The sequence below is a fragment of the Methanospirillum stamsii genome, from assembly GCF_003173335.1.
Classification (GTDB): domain Archaea; phylum Halobacteriota; class Methanomicrobia; order Methanomicrobiales; family Methanospirillaceae; genus Methanospirillum; species Methanospirillum stamsii.
Genome location: NZ_QGMZ01000014.1, coordinates 98,196 through 117,641 on the forward strand (window position 1 = coordinate 98,196; position 19,446 = coordinate 117,641).

The window sequence follows — 19,446 nt, forward strand, 5'->3', positions numbered from 1 at the left end:
TTTCCTTTTGAATCCTGATAATCATCTTCCAATAGCAATACGTCTGGACATGATACATTTCCCTCCCCGCATTCCTCCAATAGGTTTCCCTGGTTTTCCAAGAGAGTTCATGCAGCGTCCCATAAGAGCAGCTCCCCGGGCCAAACCGTCATCTACAAATACCACATGGTTTACCGGGTCAGTGAAGAATTTACGGTTGATAATCCCCTGGAGAATGTATTCTGGTTTTTTCCCGGATATTGCAGCCCTACCTGTAAAACCTATAGATGTTTCCGGATAGATCATGCCCTGTTCATTTACAACATCTATCATTCGAAGGGCCATATTTGCGCAGACATTATCTATTACTTCATTGAGGACCGGGATGGAATGATCTTTTATGATCTCCTTTCCGATTTCTCCAAGAGCATGAAAATTCGAACCATTGACTCCGGCATCAACACCAATAAGTGCCACACCGGATTTAATTGCCACTTCTGCGTAAACCGGGACTTTCCCATATCTGGTCCGGTCTTCAGGGACAATCTCCACTGAAATCAGATCATCGCATCGTTTTACATAGGAAAGAATAGTATCTGATGCTTTTCGTGATCCGATTACACCTGAAAGTCTGCTTTTTTCACCGAAAATGTCAAGTGCAGTCCCGTTATTTTCATTGACAAGTCCAGTTCCTTTCACTATTGCATCCGGTATCGCACCCGCAAGTCCACAGAAATTTCCGACTGTTTTTGCAAAAGGATTTGTTGCTTCCGGATCGACAGGAGATGTGATTCTTCCATCAAGAGTAGTTCCAAAATCTATGGAAATGCAAGGATTTCTAAAATCGACAGGAGTCCATTTGGCACCTTCTTTAATCCCTGCCATCGCAAGTTCACCTTCCATTTCATTTGCAACCATCTCAACCCCGGTAGTTCCTTGTGGCGGTACAACACCTGCAACCGCTCCTGAAAAGTTCACCCGGTCTGCAAAGGAAAAGGGCTGAAGTTTTTCGGGCTGGTTTGCCTTGGACATGGGGGGAGTCATTTTTTTCGGAGGAACGCCCGCTTCAAGGCACCCATTTGCCAGAGCTATAACAAAATCACCGACCTGGTCAGGAGAATCCATCGCTGCCACTACACCTGTGCTTCTCACTACGAAATCCAGATCTTTTTTAATGTCAAGTTTTGCGTCTTTGTGGGATTTTATAAGGGTATCTCGTACAAGTTCAGTTACTGATTCCCTGGTCAAATCGGTTCCGTCAAGTGTCCGGCCAAATATTTCTTCACCCTCTTTAGGGGGCCGGACGTCACGACTCATGCTGACGGTTTTATTGATGACATAACACATCCCTGTTTCAAGATTGACTCCGGTTAAAATGCATTTTGTTGTAGTATTTCCCATCTCAACCGATGCTACAATAAAATATGGTTTTTCATCAAATTCCCGGTACTCCATCCCGGGCCCTCTTATGATCAGGGGTGGCGGGGGGCTTTCGACAATATGTGGCTTTGGAAGAGGTTTAAAAAATTTGTCGAAGATTCCCGGATTCATGGAAATCTGTGACTCCGGGAGCAGGATATATGTTTCGATTTGATTGTGCCAGAGGAAGAAAGGTATATCTTTATGACCGGATGAAAACAGAACTACATTGTCATGTCTGATCCACATTTTTGTCAGAACTGTCAGTTTTGTGTACCAATTTTAGGAAAAAATAAAGAAATATTAAGATTCGAATGCTGGCGCTATCCTCCGAGTCCAGTATATGCTGGCACCGATAATGAAGGCAGGTATAAAATAATTCCCGTTCGACCGAAGATAGAACCAGGTTGGAAATGTGCTGAATGGAAGGAGAAAAAAATGGGATTCTGGTGATCTCACTCCTTTTTTAAAGATATTTTTTAATGCTTCTTTCTTGTAAGACGGGCTCTTTATCTGCTTGTCATGAGAATAATTCACATAATAATCCAGAGGTAAATTATGGTAGTCAGAACCATCACTGAAGACGTTTATTCTATTGGTGTTATCGATTGGGATAGAAGATTATTTGATAATTTGATCCCTCTTCCTGAGGGAACATCTTACAATTCATATCTTGTTAAAGGGAGTTTAAAAACAGCATTAATTGACACGGTTGATCCTTCATTTGAAGAAGAATTTATTGGAAACCTTGTAAAAGCACGCTGTGACCGGATTGATGCGATAATTGTTAACCATGCAGAACAGGACCATTCCGGTGCCCTTCCCCTAATTTTGGAATTATTTCCATCAGCGTCGATATATTGTACAGAAAAATGTAGCGATCTGTTATCAGCATTGCTGGATATACCGTCAGATCGTATTAAAATTATAAAATCAGGCGAAAAACTGGATCTTGGGGGTGTATCTCTTGAATTTATTGAGATGCCATGGGTTCACTGGCCTGAAACCATGGTGACCTACTGCCCTGAGAAAAAAATTCTCTTTCCATGTGATCTTTTTGGTGCACACCATGCAACCTCTTCACTTTTCATGGATGATCCATGTCGGACTGAAATCCTGGCAAAACGTTATTATGCTGAAATAATGATGCCTTTTAGGAACAGTATCCGTGAATATCTTGAAAAAATATCCAAAATGGATATTTCAATTATCGCGCCAAGTCACGGGCCCCTTTATGATTCTCCACCCTGGATCCTGGACAAATATTCTGATTGGACAAGTGATAAAGTCCAAAATATCGTTCTGATTCCCTATGTCTCAATGCATGGAAGTACCGAAAAGATGGTCAGGATGCTTACTGGCCTTCTCATGGAACGCGGGATTAATGTAAGGCCCTTTAATCTGACCGGATCTGATTCAGGATTACTTGCTATGGAACTTGTAGATGCTGCAACAGTCGTGTTTGGAACTCCGACTGTGCTTTTCGGTCCTCATCCGGATATGGTTTCAACGGCATATCTTGCAAATCTGGTTAAACCAAAAACCAGGTATGCTACGGTTATTGGATCATTTGGATGGGGAGGAAAAACTGTTGATACAATAAAAAGTCTTATTCCTCATATAAAAGCAGAACTTCTGCCTCCTGTGTATCTGAAAGGAGCGCCTGGGGAAAAGACACTTGAGGAATTGACCACTCTTGCTGATATAATTGCAGAAAAACATGCACAGGATCCAAACATCACAAAATAAAATTTCAAAAATTTCCCGGAGAAAAATTCAATGAATTCTTCACATAATTTTAGTGATACCATACGTGAATCTCCGTATGTTTTTGTTATAGGGGTTGCCGGAGATTCAGGATCAGGAAAAACCACGTTTTCACGTGCAATAACTGAAATTTTTGGTGAAGAACTTGTTTTAACAATTACAGTTGATGATTATCATCTGTATGACCGGAAAACACGTAATGAAATGGGCATAACCCCGCTTCTTTTGTCCGCAAATAACCTGACATTATTAGCTCAGCACATTACCGACTTAAAAGCAGGTAAATCGATAATAAAACCTGTTTATGATCATGCTACCGGAACCTTTTCAGATCCGGAAACAATCAAATCAAAAAAATTCGTTATTTTTGAGGGGCTTCATCCTTATGCTACTGAAGACCTTCGAAACCTTTATGATTATACCATTTTCGTGGATCCGGATTATGAAGTGAAATATGACTGGAAGATTCGTCGGGATATCGGAAACAGGAATTATAATCATGAAGCATTGCTTGCTGAGATGGAGATGCGAAAATCTGATTATAATCTCTATGTAAAACCTCAACGAAAAACTGCGGATGCCTTAATAGAAATTTTTTATTCATCCTATGGAAAGCAGGAAGGAACCCTTCGGAATATGTACCAGGTAATTCTTTCCATGCCTGCGCAGGAATATTGCTTTGAAGATATTGAGTTGAACATCGATCTCTGCGATCTCTTTAAAAAATCAACACATAATTTTTCCTTATCATGCATTTCCCATAAAATTGATGAACGGGTGGTGCGTGGTCTCATTGTTGATGGTGAACTGATTCCTGATACGATACATAAAATTGAAAAACAGATTGAATACCAGACTCAGGTCGGGCCTATAAATATTTTTAACAATCAGAGTCATATTACCGGAACAGATCTCATCAGGCTTATTCTTTCCTGGCAGATCATCAATCGGAGAATATCCATCTCAAGAAATCCTGCTGATAAACCGCATGCCTGATATCATCTGCATTATCACTTAGTAAGGATGAAACAGATCGCGATTTATGGGAAAGGTGGAATTGGAAAATCTACTACTTCTGCCAATCTTTCTGCTGCCTTAGCAACCCGTGGCCTTACTGTAATGCAGATTGGATGCGACCCAAAACGCGATAGTACCCGGATGCTTATGAAAGGGACTCTTATCCCCACTGTTCTGGATCTCATCAGAGAAAAAGGTGAAGAAAACCTGACCCTTGATGATGTTGTTTTTACCGGATATTCGGGTGTCCGGTGTGTTGAAGCAGGAGGTCCTGAACCTGGAGTAGGATGTGCAGGAAGAGGAATTATTGCAACATTTCAGGTTCTTGAACGACTATCTGCTTTTACTGAAGATATTATCCTGTATGATGTGCTCGGAGATGTTGTCTGTGGCGGTTTTGCGATGCCCATGCGGAAAGGATATGCTCAGGAGATCTATCTTGTGACCTCCGGTGAACTCATGTCCTTGTATGCGGCCAATAATATCTGTAAAGCGATTGCAAGGATTGCCCAGAATGTAAGGCAGGTATGCAGACTTGGGGGAGTTATCTGTAACAGCAGAAATCTTCCGGAGGAAGAAGAATTAGTGTCATCTTTTGCTAAATCCGTAGGTTCCAAAATAGTTGCGTATATTCCAAGAAGCTCTCTGGTTCAACATGCAGAGTTACATAACCAGACCGTTATTGAGTTTGCTTCTGATTCACCACTGGCTGAAGAGTATCGCTTACTGGCTGAAGCCATTATTTCAAACACGGAATTTATCATCCCCGTCCCCATGGAAATAGCTGACCTTGAACAACTTGCCCGATCATATCTTCCGCCCATGACCGGGATGGTTTAAGAGAAAAAAGGTAATTTTCCGAAAGTGAAAGTTGAAAAAAATGCCTTCACATTCCGAATATTTTTTAAAAATGGTCAATATTTAAATTTTATTTTATTTTTTAAATTTAATTTTTTTCACTTTCACCCTGTTTTTTAAAGATTTAAATAGGGATCTGCAGACCCTTTAGTATAATAACAGGGTGAATAAAATGCTCGAAAAAGCAGGATATATGCAGAAGGCAAAAACGGTAACTATTGATGAAGAAGGTCTTCCAACAGAAATAATAGAACTGATTCTTGATGGAAAGAGATTTGGAATTGTTTTAGAAGAATTAAAAAAAGCAATCCGGGGAAAAAATTCTGCACGGACATTCCGGCTCCGAATTAATTGGAAACAATATATCAGTACCACCACCGGTCTTGCGTATTTATCTGGATCAGGAAAAGCATTGAATATTGAACTTATGGATGGAAATCGGTATACTGTATCACTGGATTCATTAAAGTCATTATTAATCCGGAGATCTTTGTATGCACCGGTTGCCAGGCTGCCAATGAGCAGTTCCTTAAAGTATCCGGCCATGATGGGTAATGCTCAGCGTAATCTGGCTACCTGTTAATACTTCCATTGAATGATTTATGCGTTATTATCCCTGTTTCTTTTTTTTCAGTTTAGTATACGTGAAGTCTATTCTTAATTATCATAACCTTTAACTAATTAAACCGGTAATATTTCAACGGTTTTCTTACGTAGAGATGACACACAGGTTTTGTTTATCAACATCCTATAGCGATACCTTCAATTACCTCATTATTCTCTGTGCCGGATTACCATCGGATATTCAATCTTTTCGAATATGGAGCACGAATCATATATGGAACGAAATCTTGGATTTAAAGAACGAAGATACATTGAAGAACTCAGAATCCTGACAAAATCTACAGCACTTGATTGTTTAATCGACGAAAAATTCGACCGCATTATTTTTGTTATCAAAGGCGGTGACATGGGTTATGCCATTGGAAAGAAAGGGGATAACATCCGTCGTCTTCAGGGAGTTACCGGTCGTAAGGTTGAGATGGTAGAATTTGCTGAAAAAATGGAAGAGTTCCTGGCAAATATTTTCAAACCCGCTGCTATTCTTCGTTATGCCTGTGATGAACAGACAAAAAAGATGAACATCTATGTTTCAGGGAAAAATGATGTGGGTATTGCCATCGGGAAAGGGGGATGTACTATTGAAAAGGCACGTCTGCTTATCCGCCGGTTTTATGGATACGAAATAGGGGAAGTTTTTCCTGAAGAGGGAACTGAATGAATGGTCCGGATATCCTCAATGAAATTTGGGATATCATTGAAGAAAGGGCATGTAACCCATCAGAATCTTCATATACTTCAAAAATACTGACTCACCGGAAGGGAATAGACAAAGCTCTTGAAAAAGTGGGTGAGGAGTGTACTGAATTTATTATTGCCATAAAAAATGGGGATAAAACCCGCATATCTGAAGAAGCAGCAGATGTCATTTATCACATGATGCTTGCATTAAAAGGTGCAGATGTACCTGTCTCCTCAGTATGGGATGAACTTGTTTCCCGCCGCAATTAACGCTCTGTAGTGAATAATTCCGGATGGGATGTTATTTTTACAAGTCCTGACCTTATTGCAGTATCCAGCCAGCCATATCCATAGCAAAGATATCCCAGGGCTGGAAAAAGATCATTTTTTTTCTGTAAATTTTCTGCTTCTCGCACAGCTTCCTGGGCGATTTTGACACAGTGCTTTCCTGCAGTATGTAGTGGTGAACCAGTCGCTGGAAAATTTGATATTGAGGTAAGTGCTGTGGTTAACATAGAGAAATATCGGGTTTCTTTCTCTATTAACTGGGATGAATTGTATGTAACCGGAGATATTACAGATAAGAAATCTGTCTTATTATCCTGAGCAGAAATTATACCCAGGAAAATTGCTGCATCCAGCCATCCATGGGCATAGACAAGGGATGCATACTGGTTGACGATATCATTTTGAGATGAAAAGTAACATGAATCGTCTAAATAAGAGGATATCATCTCAGTAATTTCTTTTCCCAGAATGTGATAGGGGGATCCTTTAGGGCAGGAACAGGTGAGAGACTCACATTGCTCTTGAAGTCTTAGAAAATATTCAGGCAGGTGCATAACCGGCAAATAATGTCAGATATTCCTGTTCAATATCATGAAGCGTTGCAGGCACGATAAGAATATGTAAGGGTGGTCCAAAGTTTACGTCTTTTAGTTTCTCACTTGTACCTGCTGCGACCACCGGGTTTTCTGACCCTGCTCGGGCGATACCCACATATAAGGATATTTTTTCTGAATCGCCGGTTATTAACTGTTCCAGAATCCCTATTCCTTCCTGAACTGACATGAATGCCGTTTCCTGAATATCCAGATAAACAAGGGTATGAAGGTTCTGTATCAGATTTGAGAGTATGGTATCGAGGGGAGTTCTTGGGAACCAGTTTTTCGCAGGATATGGAATCGAACAGGATTTACCAAATCGGTAATTCTGTAATCCGGATAGTCCGCATACTGCGCTTACTATTGATGATCCGTGAATAATTCTCGTTTCAATCCCCAGGTTTTTTGCTCTGATACGAAGGTCTGCATGGGTTGTTGAAACCATTGGATCACCTCCTGTCAGAAATGCAACTTTTCCGGTTTTTGCTGCATCGAGAATTGGTTCTGGATGTTGTTCAACATCCTGTCTTTTTAAGATCTTGATCGGTTTCCCATATCTTTTTTCAAGTTCTGCCGGACTGGTTCCGGTAAGGATTGATGTGTATGATTCAAGAAAAACAGCATCTGCTTCAATTATGGCATTTTGCCCTTTGAGAGATATATCATCAAGGTCATACAGACCTAATCCGATAAATGTTAACATGGATGTCAGGGATTTAAACTGAGTTTTCCGTTATCAATAGAGAAATGCTGCCAGTTCATGGATAATCCCATGGAACCCTGCAGACGAATTCTCTTACCTTCTTCATTATTCTGAATTTCAACAACAATGTTCATCAGTTGTTTTATGATAGCCAATGTTTTCTGGTCAAATGATTCACTATTAAGCAAAAAAACGCCTATAGATCCCATTTTCCTGAGTTTAGATGTAACGACATGGAGAAACTGATAGATAACATCAATTTTCCGGAACATGAGCATTGAGGTTAATGAAAGAATACAATATCTGACAGGAGTCGGGAATAACTGGTTAGGATCATCGGTAAACTCTCCTTTCATGATCTCCTCAGTTAACTGAGAAAATTTTATGTCCATCCCGGTCAAGTCACTTGGACTTCCGACATATTTTATCTTATGAGTATCTTCTATTGTCGTCAGAGATGTCCGGGTTATCGCATCAATTACACCAATATAATTAGTATCAAACCCACAACCCGCAAAAAAGTCCAGTAAGTCTTCTGACTGGGTCTCTGTAGATAAGACAATCATGTATTCGTTTGGCAGAGGTTTAGCCAGTATTGATGCTACCTGTTCTCCGTCACTGAACGCAGGAGCTAAAACAAGGATATTTGTCCCGGGATTAACCCCTCCCTTTTGATCTATAATATTGATGCCGGTCAGGTATTTGTACATCAGTGTTTAAAAAATGGATTTGCTATCTTATTAACCCAATGATATCATACTGCTTCTCTTAGTTCTTACTATACTGAATCGAATTATTTTATACCTTTCACAAAGAAGTTATAAGGCCAGTAATTCCTGAATTTTTCTGCCTGTCAGGATCATGTTGGATATAAATAATAAAGCAACTATGATCTGATTCGGATTTCAAAATATTTGTGGAATTTTCCTGGTTTAACCCTGAGGATATAATGATTTATCAGATCTATGAATGGAGACTCCTGCGTTATCTGGACAATATTCCTCAGGTAATTTGCTTTATGATCTCGGATGAAGAGATGGAGAATGACCCGGAACAGATTGAACGAATTATCCGTTGGTGCAGTGAAATATCTGATAAAGTCCGGAAAAATAATTCCTCCTGTCCGGGAATAAAAGAAATAATTGTTCATATCAGTACGTCAAATCCGGATGAAGTTCCGGGTTACCTTTCTTATATCCGTTCATTATCATCGTTTGTTTCTCTAGATCTCCATTATGGAGATAATACCGAGAGAAGTGGCGCTGGTATTCCTGTTACTGTTGCTATTGGAAAATCAGGGCGCGAGGAGATTGCTGATGCAATTCAGTCCATGGCTCTTGATAATGTATCTTCAAAAGATGTAACCCCAGAGTTACTTGAGAAGTACCTGACATTTTCTCACAGTCCGGATTTTATGATTAAAACCGGCGGGGCACATCTTGTTGATTTTTTAATCTGGCAATCTGTTTATTCTGAATTGTTTTTTCTTGATTTAAACTGGGAGAGGATAAGAAAAATTGATCTTGTCCGCGCGTTCAGGGATTATTTATCAAGAAGCCGCAGATTTGGTTCGTAAAAAAAGGGTAGTCAGGAATGAGATTTCTTTCTCATTTCCTGTCTTTCGGAATAAACTCTTATTGCACGGAGCATATCGAGTTTCCTGAACATCGGCCAGTATGGAGCACAGAAATAAACCGCTGATTCATGTCCGTTTGCAAGCCAGGGTAGAAAATTAGATGTTCTGCATTCATTCCCTGTTCTGATTATCAAATCAACCGGGGGAATCGTAACATTGTTTCCATAGAGGTTTTCTTCAAAGAGATCCGGTGTTATTTGCTCTTTAGTTATCCGGTTATTTTGAACATCATCTAGTAATTTGGCGGTTGTTCTGAGCATTTCATTTCTTCCGCCATATGCAAGTGCCATATTCAGATAGAAGTTATCATAATGAGCAGTCGCTGCTTCTGCCTGTTCTAATGCTCCTTTCAAATCATCCGGAAGCATATCCCTGTCACCAATCATCTGGATATGAATTCCATATTTATGGACGCGCTCATCAATGCTGATTCGGGTTAATTTTTCCTTGAAGAGTTGAAACAGATTCTTTATCTCTTCATCAGTCCTGCTGAAATTTTCAGTGGAAAATGTGTAGAGCGTGATGTGCCGGATTCCAAGTTCCTGTGCCCATTCCAATACCTCTTCAGTTCTGTCTGCACCTGCCCGGTGACCGGAGGATGTTGCGATTCCCTTCTTTTTGGCAAATCTCCGGTTCCCATCCTGAATGATGGCTATATGAACCGGAATATGAGTACATTGTTTTGTAATGGTGTATTCATAGAGGTGCTCAATCAACCTTCGAATCATGCTGGTGTCACCTCGATAATGATACCGCCATCCGGGTATCGTTCAACATAATATGCCGGACCTTCGATGAAATCCGCGATATCTTCCAATATCCACCAGCCCATTTCTATCCGGTCATCAAAGCGGTTAAAAAGTGAATCATCCGGCTCTCCTGGCATGCTGATATGTCTGCCATCGCATTCCCATACCCCATAGATGACTGTACCGTCCTCAGTTATTTCTTCAAATTCTCTGGCTGTGTTTGATGCGACCCGTTTCAGTCTCATTCTGAGTTGGACTCTGTCCTTGAAATCAGAGGAACACCAGTGCACTTTTTGGTGTTTTACTATGTTCTGGGCGGATTCCCATCCCCCTTGAGTGGCATTAGAAACATCTCCCCTGAGCAGAAAACCTCTTCTCCTCATCTCATGGGCATTAGAATCTCCCCATTCAAGCTCATTAATATTGAGAAAATCTACATATGGGAGATAATGTTCAAGATCATCCAGATTTGACAGGGAAGGAACTTCAATTCCTGTATCAAATCCAAGTTCTTTTGCCAGTTGAATACTGGTATGGTAGGGGGTATGTTCAAGTTCCTTCCATAGAGAGTTTGGAGGGTGGAAACGGATTTCGTCCACCAGTCCCTGGATAGAAATGAGTGTTTCTCTGTCCGGGGTGGATGCAGTATAGAGATGTATCTGATGCTCTGGGCCAAATTCGTCTTTTAATGCCTGTGAATATTGTACCAGACGATCCGGTTTAACAAAGGGTTCACCACCTGTTATGCCGGTACCAAGGGCGGACATCCGCTTTGCTACCGAAATCATTTCTTCTGGAGAAGAAATCAGGTGCTCATTTGCATAGATACGATCCTGGTTTTTTCTGTCTTTTGAAAGCGGACAATACCAGCAATCACGATGGCAGATGCCAGTCAGGAAAAGTACGAGTTTGGCTCCTTCATAACAGAGTTTGCATCCAGCAGAAAGTCTACTATGAGGAGGAATATCTTCAGTATTGTTATCTTCCATTGCGAATCAGATATTTTCCATCTATATTGAATAACGAGAGATATATACTATCCGGAGAGTGGGGTTATACTTAAAACAGGTTTTGCATGGATCATTTTTTTCTGTTCTGATAGTGTCAGAAATATATTGTTCCAGGATGAATGAAATAAAAAAACCAATTGTGATACTACATTAAATACAATAGGGTAGAATTTTGTTGCAATGTCTGATCCTAACGTTAATAAAATGCTTGAACGCATAAAGGCAGATAATGTAAAATTTATCCGGCTTCAATTCAATGATATCCTTGGCATCCCAAAAAACGTAGCAATACCGGTTAAACAGGTTGAGAAGGCTCTGACCGAAGGAATCTGGATTGATGGTTCCTCAATTGAAGGTTTTGCCCGGATTGATGAATCTGATATGATTCTCAAACCTGATTTGGATACATATCAGATTCTCCCCTGGAGACCTGTTGACAAAAAAGCCGCCCGGTTTATCTGTGATGTATATACCTACGGTAATAAACCGTTTGAAGGTGACCCGAGATCCGTTCTCAAGAAAAATCTTGCTGAAGCAGCAAAACTCGGGTATACCTATAACTGTGGTCCGGAACTTGAATTTTTTGTTTTTAAGAGAGATGAAAATGGTCAGCCAACAACAGAATTTGTTGATCATGGAGGATATTTTGATCTTGCACCAAGTGATGCAGCAGAAGATCTTCGTCGGGAAATTGTACTTGCTCTCACTGACATGGGCTTTGAAATTGAAGCATCCCATCATGAAGTCGCCGATTCCCAGCATGAAATCGACTTCAAGTATGGTGATGCATTATCTGTTGCTGACAAGGTTATCACTTTTAAGTTTGCAGCAAAGACCCTTGCGCTGATGAATGGGCTTCATGCAACCTTTATGGCAAAACCTATTAGTCGCATTGCCGGGACCGGTATGCATACTCATGGTTCCTTGAGCAAAGATGGCAAAAACGTGTTCTTTGATCCGAGTGCAGAGAATCAGATCTCTGATGTCATGTTATATTATATCGGAGGATTGATGAAGCATGCAAAGGCAATTGCCCGTCTCGGAAATCCGACCATTAACTCATACAAGCGTCTTGTTCCTGGATATGAAGCACCGGTTTACATCACCTGGAGTGCAGCAAATCGTTCTGCCATGATTCGTGTTCCTGCAGCCCGTGGAAACAGTACCCGTGCCGAGCTTCGAAGTCCCGATCCGACCTGTAACCCCTATCTTCTCTTCTCAGCAATGATTGCTGCAGGTTTAGATGGTATCAATAATAAAATTCTCCCACCCCCGGCTACTGATGTGAATATCTATCACCTCAGTCCTGAAGAAATAAAGAGTCGTGGAATAGAAATGCTTCCGGGCTCACTAATTGAAGCAAACAATGAATTATTAAAGGATAAGGTTATCTGCGATGCACTGGGGCCGCATATTATTGAAAACCTGACAAAAATTGCAATCGCTGAAGAAGAATCATTCCGCCTCACCGTTCATCCATGGGAAGTTGAGCGATACATAAATAATTACTAAATTTTTTTCTCTTTTTTTGAAAACTCATAGTTCTTATAGTTCCTTATTAAATCTGTATATGATGGAAATTCCAAGGGAACAGGTATGTATTCTCATTCCTACCCTGAATGAAGAACCTACGATCGGATCACTGATAAAAAATTTTTTGAAAACTGGCTATTCTGATATTTTAGTCATTGACGGAAATAGTACCGACAATACCCGGAAGATTGCAACAGAATCCGGAGCCAGAGTCATTATTCAGGATGGAAAAGGAAAAGGTGCTGCATTTATCCAGGCAATAAAATATCTCTCAAAACCATACGTAATTCTTATTGACGGAGATAATACCTATGATCCAGAAGATGCAGATTTCCTGGTTGAACCACTATTGAGTGGTCATGACCAGGTTATTGGAAACCGCCTCATAAGATCAAATAATGCTGCATTTAATCGTCTGAACCTTTTTGGTAACCGGGTTTTAAACTGGCTTTTTCAGGTTGGTCATGGTAGTTACCTGTATGATCTCCTGACCGGATATCGTTCATTTACGCTTGAATCCCTGCAGAGGATGCGGTTATATGAAGAGGGATTTGGTATTGAGACGGAAATATCTTCAGAAGCTGTTCGTAATGATGACAGGATTGCAATTATTCCGGTAAAGTACGGTGTCAGGGTTGGGACAGAGACAAAACTTGATCCGGTCCATGATGGAATAAAAATTGCGAGGACCATCTACCGTCTCGCAAAAATGAATAACCCGATGTTTTATTTTGGGATAATCGGCCTAACATTTCTTGTATCTGGTGGTCTGATTGGTATCTATATTGTTCTTGACTGGTTCAAAAATATCGACCATCTTCCTTTGACAATCCTGACGATGATGCTGGTTATTGTGGGTATTCAGGTTATTATGTTCGGGATTCAATCTGACATCCAGCTTGCAAATCAACGCGAGTTTATTAAAGAAATCAGAAGGTTAAGACGGGAGAAATAAATTTCTTCTCTAATTGTAACCTTTATCTGTAATTATCAATAATATGAATGGTGCAATTGCGGTAATAGTCTAGCGGCAGGACAGGGGCTTCCCAAGCCCTTAGCCCGGGTTCGATCCCCGGTTACCGCATCTAAAGTTATATAATACTATTCTAACTTTTTTATCAATAATTAGTCTCAATATGAATGACCATTCTATTGTTTAGAAACTTGTATCACTCTAAAACTCTTACGATTAATAGAGAAGATTTTATCTGAATCATCATGGGGTGGAGAGACTGGTGTCAGAAGATAACCTGAAGGCCGTCTGCATATATGCACGTAATCAGAAAGGTGTCCTCAAAGAGATTGCCGGAACCTTTGCAGAACATAATGCTAATATTGTAATGATCCACCTTGAAACAATTCAGGGTCGGACCGAAGATGTATTTGATGAGCTTTATATTGAATATGAAGGTGTGGTAAACCAGGATGCTCTGCTTTTGTCTCTTCAATCGTTATCCGGAGTAAAAGATGTTATAGAGCATATCTCCTTTGGTGATATTTATGGAAAAAGAGTCATCATTATCGGGGGTGGAGCCCAGGTTGCCCAGGTAGCGATGGGCGCAGTCAATGAAGCTGACCGTCATAATATCAGGGGAGAAAGAATTTCTGTCGATACCATTCCATTAGTTGGTGAAAAAACCCTGACACAGGCTGTTGATGCAGTAACACGCCTCCCCAGGGTGGAAATTCTGGTCCTGGCCGGATCGATAATGGGTGGAGATGTATCACGAGCGGTTGACAGAGTTAAGGAAGCAGGTATTCCGGTTATAGCGCTAAACATGGCCGGAAGTGTTGTTGATCATGCTGACCTGATTGTTACCGATCCAATTCAGGCCGGAATTTTTGCAGTTATGCATGTTTCAAAAATTGCAGTATTTGATGTGAACCGTGTGAGGGGGAGAAAATTCTGAATTCACAAATTGAAAGGGCTATTAATGTCCTGATGCACGACGGTCTGATTGTGTATCCAACTGATACGCTCTATGGTCTTGGGGCCGACGCTCTCTCTGATGAAGCAATTTTAAAAGTTTTTGAAGCCAAGGGGAGAGAATATCATCGTCCGATCTCAATTGCAGTATCTGATGTTGAGATGATGGAGGCGGTTGCCTATATTGATGAGATATCACAGGCATGTATTGATGAGTTTTTGCCCGGCCCTGTCACCATTGTGTTAAAAGCCAGAAATATTTTGTCCCCATATCTGACCGCAGGGACCAAAAAAATCGGAATCCGATATCCTGATCATGAAACGGCTCTGGAAATCATAAAAAAATATGACAGTCCGATTACTGCAACCAGTGCGAATATCTCCGGAGGGCCTGAACCTCTCAGCATCGAGTTATGTAATGTTCCATATGATTTTGCGGTGAATGCAGGACAGCTTCCTGGAACTCCATCAACGGTAGTAGATCTTGTTGATGGGGAGATTATCCGTGCCGGGGCTGATATTGAAAAGATTGCAGCCTTTCTTGCAAAGTGGTGCTGATGAACCCGATTCGTCTTCGTGATTTTATCAAAGATAAAAACGGGTGGTATTATGCCGTTGCTGCTTATGATAATGATTCCCGGATAGGTTCTGTTTTACGGTATATCCCAGATAATTCCGGAGATAGGGTAGATAGTGCGGGCACCAGGTACCGAAAGGTGGATTTTGAAGAGGCATATCAGATAATTTCCAGAGCCCATCCGGACTGGAGTGACCTGGTACATCGGGTTCCGCAATCAGAGGTTTCCTCGGTTCTTAAACCGGATGAACGGTTCGAAGATATCATGGCATCCCACTCCAGGGTTTCAAAACTGGTCAAAGCACTGCATCTGCCTCCCTGTTCGTTTGGGGTCACCGGATCCCTTCTTTGTGGGCTTGGAAGTGTCAGTTCAGATATTGACGGGGTGGTTTATGGTGACGCATTCAGGTATGCCCAAAAACAACTTGTCCAGTCGATAAAAGAAGGGAGTATCGAGGAACTAAGTGATGAACTCTGGAATACGGTGTATAAAAAACGAAATCCTGACACTTCATATGAAGAATTCATTCTGCATGAGAAAAGGAAACTCAACCGGGGACAGGTAGACGGGACCTATTTTGATCTTCTCTATACCCGGGCATACCAGGATCTTCCGGGATTTAAAATGGAGAAAGGGGAGATCCTTGGGAAAAAGACAATTGAAGCAATGGTTACCGATGATCGCTTCGTATTTGATAGTCCGGCTATCTATGAGATTAACCACCCGGAAATCTCAAGAGTCTTATCATTTACCCATACTTACACCGGTCAGGCTTTTACCGGAGAATTGATTGAAGCCAGGGGAGTTATTGAACAGCATGGGAAGGAAAAATGGCTGGTCGTCGGCACCACCCGTGAAGCGAAGGGTGAACATATCCGATCGTTATCACTTCTTGAACAGGCCGGATAATCTCCGTGGTTCATGGCTTTTACATTTTTCTTCAAACCGGCACCATGAACAGGGCGGTTTCATTGGTTTTGGAGGGAATTCTCCATTTTCAATCTTTTGAATCTGCCTGAGGATAAGTAGCACCTGTCTTTTGTCCCTGGGTGATGGTTCGTAATATCTGATGATTCCGGAGGGAATGTATTCAATATAGATACCGGATGGCCGGCCGTTTCCGGTCTCCCATATGCAAAGAAGAAGAGCAGCGGCTCTGATACGGTCTTCCGGCCAGCATCCGGTTTTAGGTGATGGTGTACATCTGGTAAGAGTGCATTCACCCGTTCCGGCATCATATTTGTCAAGAAGTCCGTATAGGTGAAGTTTATTGGAATGGACAGTAATATCAAGATCTGTCCAGGGTCTTACCGGAGCAGTTATCATAGCCTGAAGACAGGATGTGAGAAAGGGTCGTTTATCTGGTGAAATATCCGGGTGTATCATGCAGATGGTATTCCAGATGTTCTCTTCATCTGCATCCTTTTCTGCGACTGATATTTGTTTACAAATGGAATATTTCTCCGACGATTTCCATTCAGTGTTTTTTAAAAAATAATATTGCCTGGGACAATGAAATGCCCGGATTAATGATGATATGGCAATTTCCGGATGATTTTTTTTGCCAGATAAAGATGCGGTCATTTTATGGGAATGGCTGTCACATAGGTGAGAGATGGCATCAAACGAAATTCAGGTAACCATCCCGCCACAATTAGAGCCTGTCTACAGTAATATGATCCAGATTGCGTATAAAGAGGATGAATTTACATTTCTCTTTCTCCACCAGATACCGGGGATCAACCAGGCTAAGGGAAAAGCAGTCGTCAGTATCAGCCCGACACATGCAAAAAACCTGCTAGCAGTTCTGCAACGGACCGTCGGAGAATATGAACAGAAATTCAGAACTCTTGACGCTCCCCAGGAAAAGCCACAAAATGTTACGGCAATGACCGGATATTCTTAAAAAAAATATTTTTTTGGGAGTCTTTTTAGTAGACACCCTGAGCTTTTACCCGGTAGATCTGGTAGAGTAGTCTTCCTACAACCCTGAACATCATATCCAGTTCTTCAAAGGTTGGGATACTGTGTGCATGGAGAATATGTCTTCCTCTATCCATGGATGCTCCACCAAGGAGTGTTGGAACAATTCTTTTATCCGTGGATTTTGAGAATTTCAGGATTTGGTTTGCAAGCTGCTCGGATGAAAGGATGTTATTTGGGAACCCGATGATAAAGCACATGTCCCAGAGTGCATCGTTCTTTGCAAGCACCTCAAAAGTCTTTTCAAACCGTGCCTCGGTTGCGTCACCAAGCAGATCTACAGGGTTTCCCCTGTTCCAGAACTCAGGCAGGAATGAGTCCATCTCTTTTACGAGGTAATCGGGGAGGTCAATGATCTTAATTCCGTACCGTTCTGAGTAATCAGATGACAGGACGGCAAAACCTCCTGCATTAGTAACAACAATTGCACGGCGACCTTTCGGATATCTCTTCGGGTGTGATAGCATCTCTGCTGCAAGGAAAGCTCCGGAGAGCGTGTGAACTAGGAGAACTCCGGATTTTCTAAAGGCCTCGACATAGACATCATATGAACCAGAAAGTGAACCGGTGTGAGACGCGGCTGCAGCCTGACCACGGGCAGATGAACCGGCTTTCAATGCTACAACCGGTTTATGGCGGGATACTTCATTCACTATTTCCATGAATGCTTTGCCGTTCTTGATCTGTTCAATGTACATGATGATGACTTTTGTCTCCGGATCTGCTGCTGCAGCACGGAGATAGTCAAAGAAGTTCAGATCTCCCTGGTTTCCTACAGATACAACCATAGAAAACCCGATATCCTTGGTGAGAGACCAGTCTACAACCGTGTTGACAATTGCGCCACTCTGGGAGATGAATGCAATGTTTCCGGGGTTTGGTGACTGGGACACGTAGGTTGTATCCAGACCGATGGGCGGAATAATAAGTCCCAGACAGTTCGGACCTACGATGCGGGTACCATACCGGTGGGCAATCTCAACAATTCTTTCTTCCAATAACCGGCCTTCATCACTCATCTCCTTAAATCCGGCAGTGATAACCACGGCAATTTTTACGCCCTTCTTACCGCATTCTTCCATGACTCCCGGAACATGACGGGCAGGGACGGTAATGACGGCAAGATCAATCTCTTCTTCAGGAATCTCAAGAACAGTTGGATAAGCCTTCAGCCCCTGGATGGTATCTCGTTTATTATTAATTGGGAAAACCTTGCCTGGGAAATGAAGCAGGTTGTGCATTACTGCATATCCCATCTTGGACTTCTCATCTGAAGCACCAATGACGGCAACAGACTTCGGTTTGAAATATTCAACCGGAACGGGATCACGTTCATCCACATGCAGAAGCTGGATGTTGTCATCAAGAATTACTCTGGCATCCACTGCACAGGCACCGGAGTCATAGAGCCTGATTGGATTGATGTCAAATTCGCGGAGATTTGTGTGGGATTCAAACATCTTGCAGACATTTTTAATGATTTGAATCAGGCATTCAATGTCTTTTGGTTTGGATCCCCGGTATCCGGTGATGAGTGGGTATGAATTAATTTCAGTAACCATTTTTCGGATTTCTTCTTCATCAATCGGAAGTATCCGAAGTGTTACATCTTTCATCAGTTCAACAAGAGTTCCACCAATACCAAAGGTTATAACTTTTCCAAAGGTCGGGTCGGTCTTCCCACCGATAATCAGTTCCAGTCCGGGTGCTGCCTGGTTTTCAACAATGACTCCTTCAATGTGGGCATTCTGGTCGTAAGCCCGGGCATTGGAGATAATCTGGTTAAATGAAGACTGGGCTGCCTCTTTTGTTCCTACTCCGACAATAACACCGCCAGCATCACTCTTGTGGCTGATGTTCGGGGAAATAATCTTCATTACAACCGGAAACCCGATTGCCTCAGCAGCAGATCCCGCTTCTTCGGCTCTGGTTACAATGCGGTACTTGGGTGTTGGTATCCCGTATTTTGAAAGCAGATCATATCCTTCAGATTCACTAAGCATCCATTCTGTCATATCTTACCTCTGAGTGCTCACCGGGATCTCCGGCATCAACAAATGACGTATGAAGGTTCGTCAAATTCTTCACTTACGATTTGATC

At 41.7% G+C, this 19,446-nt stretch carries 21 protein-coding genes and 1 tRNA gene; 14 read left to right on the top strand and 8 right to left on the bottom strand.

The annotated features are described in order from the left end of the window. Positions 1-21: 21 nt before the first annotated feature. Positions 22-1,530 (bottom strand): methanogenesis marker 14 protein, encoded by a 1,509-nt coding sequence (locus DLD82_RS07095; protein ID WP_109940503.1) that lies wholly within the window; start codon positions 1,528-1,530, stop codon positions 22-24. A 426-nt stretch (positions 1,531-1,956) separates the two neighbouring features. On the opposite strand from DLD82_RS07095, the gene DLD82_RS07100 reads away from it, so the two are divergent. From DLD82_RS07100 to hisE, 6 genes are all read left to right on the top strand, one after another. Then, complete coding sequence (locus DLD82_RS07100; protein ID WP_109940417.1) at positions 1,957-3,147, top strand: FprA family A-type flavoprotein; 1,191 nt, start codon at positions 1,957-1,959, stop codon at positions 3,145-3,147. 30 nt (positions 3,148-3,177) lie between these two features. Continuing rightward, entirely contained in the window at positions 3,178-4,161 is a 984-nt protein-coding gene (locus tag DLD82_RS07105) for a phosphoribulokinase (protein ID WP_109940418.1), read from the top strand. Positions 4,162-4,188: 27 nt separating this feature from the next. Beyond that, positions 4,189-5,022: a Ni-sirohydrochlorin a,c-diamide reductive cyclase ATP-dependent reductase subunit gene (gene cfbC / locus DLD82_RS07110; RefSeq protein ID WP_109940419.1), complete on the top strand. Its 834-nt coding sequence runs from the start codon at positions 4,189-4,191 to the stop codon at positions 5,020-5,022. Positions 5,023-5,212: 190 nt separating this feature from the next. Beyond that, positions 5,213-5,623 (top strand): hypothetical protein, encoded by a 411-nt coding sequence (locus DLD82_RS07115; RefSeq protein WP_109940420.1) that lies wholly within the window; start codon positions 5,213-5,215, stop codon positions 5,621-5,623. Between the two features lie 255 nt (positions 5,624-5,878). Next, entirely contained in the window at positions 5,879-6,322 is a 444-nt protein-coding gene (locus DLD82_RS07120; RefSeq protein WP_109940504.1) for a NusA-like transcription termination signal-binding factor, read from the top strand. Further along, a complete protein-coding gene (gene hisE / locus DLD82_RS07125; protein ID WP_109940421.1) occupies positions 6,319-6,612 on the top strand; it encodes a phosphoribosyl-ATP diphosphatase in 294 nt (97 codons plus the stop codon). Before DLD82_RS07120 ends, hisE begins: the two co-directional genes overlap by 4 nt. Here the strand turns inward: hisE and DLD82_RS07130 are convergent. The 3 genes from DLD82_RS07130 to DLD82_RS07140 are packed head-to-tail and all read right to left on the bottom strand — an operon-like array spanning position 6,609 to position 8,639. Continuing rightward, the gene (locus tag DLD82_RS07130) at positions 6,609-7,184 is read right to left on the bottom strand and encodes a DUF357 domain-containing protein (RefSeq protein WP_109940422.1); all 576 of its coding nucleotides are present in this window, start codon (positions 7,182-7,184) and stop codon (positions 6,609-6,611) included. The two genes, hisE and DLD82_RS07130, sit on opposite strands and share 4 nt — an antisense overlap. Next, a complete protein-coding gene (gene dph5, locus DLD82_RS07135; protein WP_109940423.1) occupies positions 7,171-7,929 on the bottom strand; it encodes a diphthine synthase in 759 nt (252 codons plus the stop codon). Before dph5 ends, DLD82_RS07130 begins: the two co-directional genes overlap by 14 nt. Positions 7,930-7,934: 5 nt before the next feature. Further along, entirely contained in the window at positions 7,935-8,639 is a 705-nt protein-coding gene (locus tag DLD82_RS07140; protein WP_109940424.1) for an RAD55 family ATPase, read from the bottom strand. A gap of 308 nt (positions 8,640-8,947) precedes the next feature. On the opposite strand from DLD82_RS07140, the gene DLD82_RS07145 reads away from it, so the two are divergent. After that, positions 8,948-9,505 (top strand): undecaprenyl diphosphate synthase family protein, encoded by a 558-nt coding sequence (locus DLD82_RS07145; RefSeq protein ID WP_245920392.1) that lies wholly within the window; start codon positions 8,948-8,950, stop codon positions 9,503-9,505. Between the two features lie 11 nt (positions 9,506-9,516). Here DLD82_RS07145 and uppS read toward each other — a convergent pair whose 3' ends face one another. Both uppS and DLD82_RS07155 read right to left on the bottom strand, forming a co-directional pair. Further along, a complete protein-coding gene (uppS, locus tag DLD82_RS07150; RefSeq protein ID WP_109940425.1) occupies positions 9,517-10,293 on the bottom strand; it encodes a polyprenyl diphosphate synthase in 777 nt (258 codons plus the stop codon). After that, positions 10,290-11,303, bottom strand: a complete 1,014-nt coding sequence (locus tag DLD82_RS07155) for a radical SAM protein (protein WP_109940426.1) — start codon at positions 11,301-11,303, stop codon at positions 10,290-10,292. The genes uppS and DLD82_RS07155 overlap by 4 nt, the downstream gene beginning before the upstream one ends. 201 nt (positions 11,304-11,504) lie before the next feature. On the opposite strand from DLD82_RS07155, the gene glnA reads away from it, so the two are divergent. The 6 genes from glnA to DLD82_RS07190 all read left to right on the top strand — a co-directional run bounded on the left by glnA (position 11,505) and on the right by DLD82_RS07190 (position 16,271). Then, positions 11,505-12,836 carry a type I glutamate--ammonia ligase gene (gene glnA / locus DLD82_RS07165; protein WP_109940428.1) on the top strand — a complete coding sequence of 444 codons (1,332 nt, stop codon included), beginning with the start codon at positions 11,505-11,507 and terminating at the stop codon, positions 12,834-12,836. 58 nt (positions 12,837-12,894) lie between these two features. Continuing rightward, positions 12,895-13,812 carry an S-layer glycoprotein N-glycosyltransferase AglJ gene (aglJ, locus tag DLD82_RS07170; RefSeq protein ID WP_109940429.1) on the top strand — a complete coding sequence of 306 codons (918 nt, stop codon included), beginning with the start codon at positions 12,895-12,897 and terminating at the stop codon, positions 13,810-13,812. 58 nt (positions 13,813-13,870) lie between these two features. Beyond that, positions 13,871-13,941: transfer RNA gene (locus tag DLD82_RS07175), tRNA-Gly, on the top strand. Positions 13,942-14,092: 151 nt separating this feature from the next. Beyond that, positions 14,093-14,767 (top strand): DUF5612 domain-containing protein, encoded by a 675-nt coding sequence (locus tag DLD82_RS07180; RefSeq protein ID WP_109940430.1) that lies wholly within the window; start codon positions 14,093-14,095, stop codon positions 14,765-14,767. 32 nt (positions 14,768-14,799) lie between these two features. After that, the gene (locus tag DLD82_RS07185; protein WP_245920393.1) at positions 14,800-15,342 is read left to right on the top strand and encodes an L-threonylcarbamoyladenylate synthase; all 543 of its coding nucleotides are present in this window, start codon (positions 14,800-14,802) and stop codon (positions 15,340-15,342) included. Next, positions 15,342-16,271 carry a DNA polymerase subunit beta gene (locus DLD82_RS07190; protein WP_109940506.1) on the top strand — a complete coding sequence of 310 codons (930 nt, stop codon included), beginning with the start codon at positions 15,342-15,344 and terminating at the stop codon, positions 16,269-16,271. The genes DLD82_RS07185 and DLD82_RS07190 overlap by 1 nt, the downstream gene beginning before the upstream one ends. Here DLD82_RS07190 and DLD82_RS07195 read toward each other — a convergent pair. Beyond that, a complete protein-coding gene (locus DLD82_RS07195) occupies positions 16,248-16,946 on the bottom strand; it encodes a CRISPR-associated protein Cas4 (protein WP_109940432.1) in 699 nt (232 codons plus the stop codon). The genes DLD82_RS07190 and DLD82_RS07195 overlap by 24 nt on opposite strands. A gap of 31 nt (positions 16,947-16,977) precedes the next feature. On the opposite strand from DLD82_RS07195, the gene DLD82_RS07200 reads away from it, so the two are divergent. After that, on the top strand, positions 16,978-17,268 hold the full coding sequence (locus DLD82_RS07200; protein WP_109940433.1) for a DUF3467 domain-containing protein: 291 nt from the start codon (positions 16,978-16,980) through the stop codon (positions 17,266-17,268). A 25-nt stretch (positions 17,269-17,293) separates the two neighbouring features. Here the strand turns inward: DLD82_RS07200 and DLD82_RS07205 are convergent, their stop codons facing one another. Beyond that, complete coding sequence (locus DLD82_RS07205; RefSeq protein WP_109940434.1) at positions 17,294-19,360, bottom strand: acetate--CoA ligase family protein; 2,067 nt, start codon at positions 19,358-19,360, stop codon at positions 17,294-17,296. Between the last annotated feature and the right edge of the window lie 86 nt (positions 19,361-19,446).

What these genes read in the sequence shown, in the direction of transcription:
- glnA (WP_109940428.1), top strand. Translation starts at nt 11,505, where the DNA reads ATGTCTGATCCTAACGTTAATAAAATGCTTGAACGCATAAAGGCAGAT.
- DLD82_RS07115 (WP_109940420.1), top strand. Translation starts at nt 5,213, where the DNA reads ATGCTCGAAAAAGCAGGATATATGCAGAAGGCAAAAACGGTAACTATT.
- DLD82_RS07105 (WP_109940418.1), top strand. Translation starts at nt 3,178, where the DNA reads ATGAATTCTTCACATAATTTTAGTGATACCATACGTGAATCTCCGTAT.
- dph5 (WP_109940423.1), bottom strand. Translation starts at nt 7,929, where the DNA reads ATGTTAACATTTATCGGATTAGGTCTGTATGACCTTGATGATATATCT.
- hisE (WP_109940421.1), top strand. Translation starts at nt 6,319, where the DNA reads ATGAATGGTCCGGATATCCTCAATGAAATTTGGGATATCATTGAAGAA.
- DLD82_RS07195 (WP_109940432.1), bottom strand. Translation starts at nt 16,946, where the DNA reads ATGACCGCATCTTTATCTGGCAAAAAAAATCATCCGGAAATTGCCATA.
- DLD82_RS07140 (WP_109940424.1), bottom strand. Translation starts at nt 8,639, where the DNA reads ATGTACAAATACCTGACCGGCATCAATATTATAGATCAAAAGGGAGGG.
- cfbC (WP_109940419.1), top strand. Translation starts at nt 4,189, where the DNA reads ATGAAACAGATCGCGATTTATGGGAAAGGTGGAATTGGAAAATCTACT.
- DLD82_RS07095 (WP_109940503.1), bottom strand. Translation starts at nt 1,530, where the DNA reads ATGAATCCGGGAATCTTCGACAAATTTTTTAAACCTCTTCCAAAGCCA.
- DLD82_RS07120 (WP_109940504.1), top strand. Translation starts at nt 5,879, where the DNA reads ATGGAACGAAATCTTGGATTTAAAGAACGAAGATACATTGAAGAACTC.
- DLD82_RS07200 (WP_109940433.1), top strand. Translation starts at nt 16,978, where the DNA reads ATGGCATCAAACGAAATTCAGGTAACCATCCCGCCACAATTAGAGCCT.
- DLD82_RS07145 (WP_245920392.1), top strand. Translation starts at nt 8,948, where the DNA reads ATGATCTCGGATGAAGAGATGGAGAATGACCCGGAACAGATTGAACGA.
- aglJ (WP_109940429.1), top strand. Translation starts at nt 12,895, where the DNA reads ATGATGGAAATTCCAAGGGAACAGGTATGTATTCTCATTCCTACCCTG.
- uppS (WP_109940425.1), bottom strand. Translation starts at nt 10,293, where the DNA reads ATGATTCGAAGGTTGATTGAGCACCTCTATGAATACACCATTACAAAA.
- DLD82_RS07100 (WP_109940417.1), top strand. Translation starts at nt 1,957, where the DNA reads ATGGTAGTCAGAACCATCACTGAAGACGTTTATTCTATTGGTGTTATC.
- DLD82_RS07185 (WP_245920393.1), top strand. Translation starts at nt 14,800, where the DNA reads ATGCACGACGGTCTGATTGTGTATCCAACTGATACGCTCTATGGTCTT.
- DLD82_RS07130 (WP_109940422.1), bottom strand. Translation starts at nt 7,184, where the DNA reads ATGCACCTGCCTGAATATTTTCTAAGACTTCAAGAGCAATGTGAGTCT.
- DLD82_RS07205 (WP_109940434.1), bottom strand. Translation starts at nt 19,360, where the DNA reads ATGACAGAATGGATGCTTAGTGAATCTGAAGGATATGATCTGCTTTCA.
- DLD82_RS07190 (WP_109940506.1), top strand. Translation starts at nt 15,342, where the DNA reads ATGAACCCGATTCGTCTTCGTGATTTTATCAAAGATAAAAACGGGTGG.
- DLD82_RS07155 (WP_109940426.1), bottom strand. Translation starts at nt 11,303, where the DNA reads ATGGAAGATAACAATACTGAAGATATTCCTCCTCATAGTAGACTTTCT.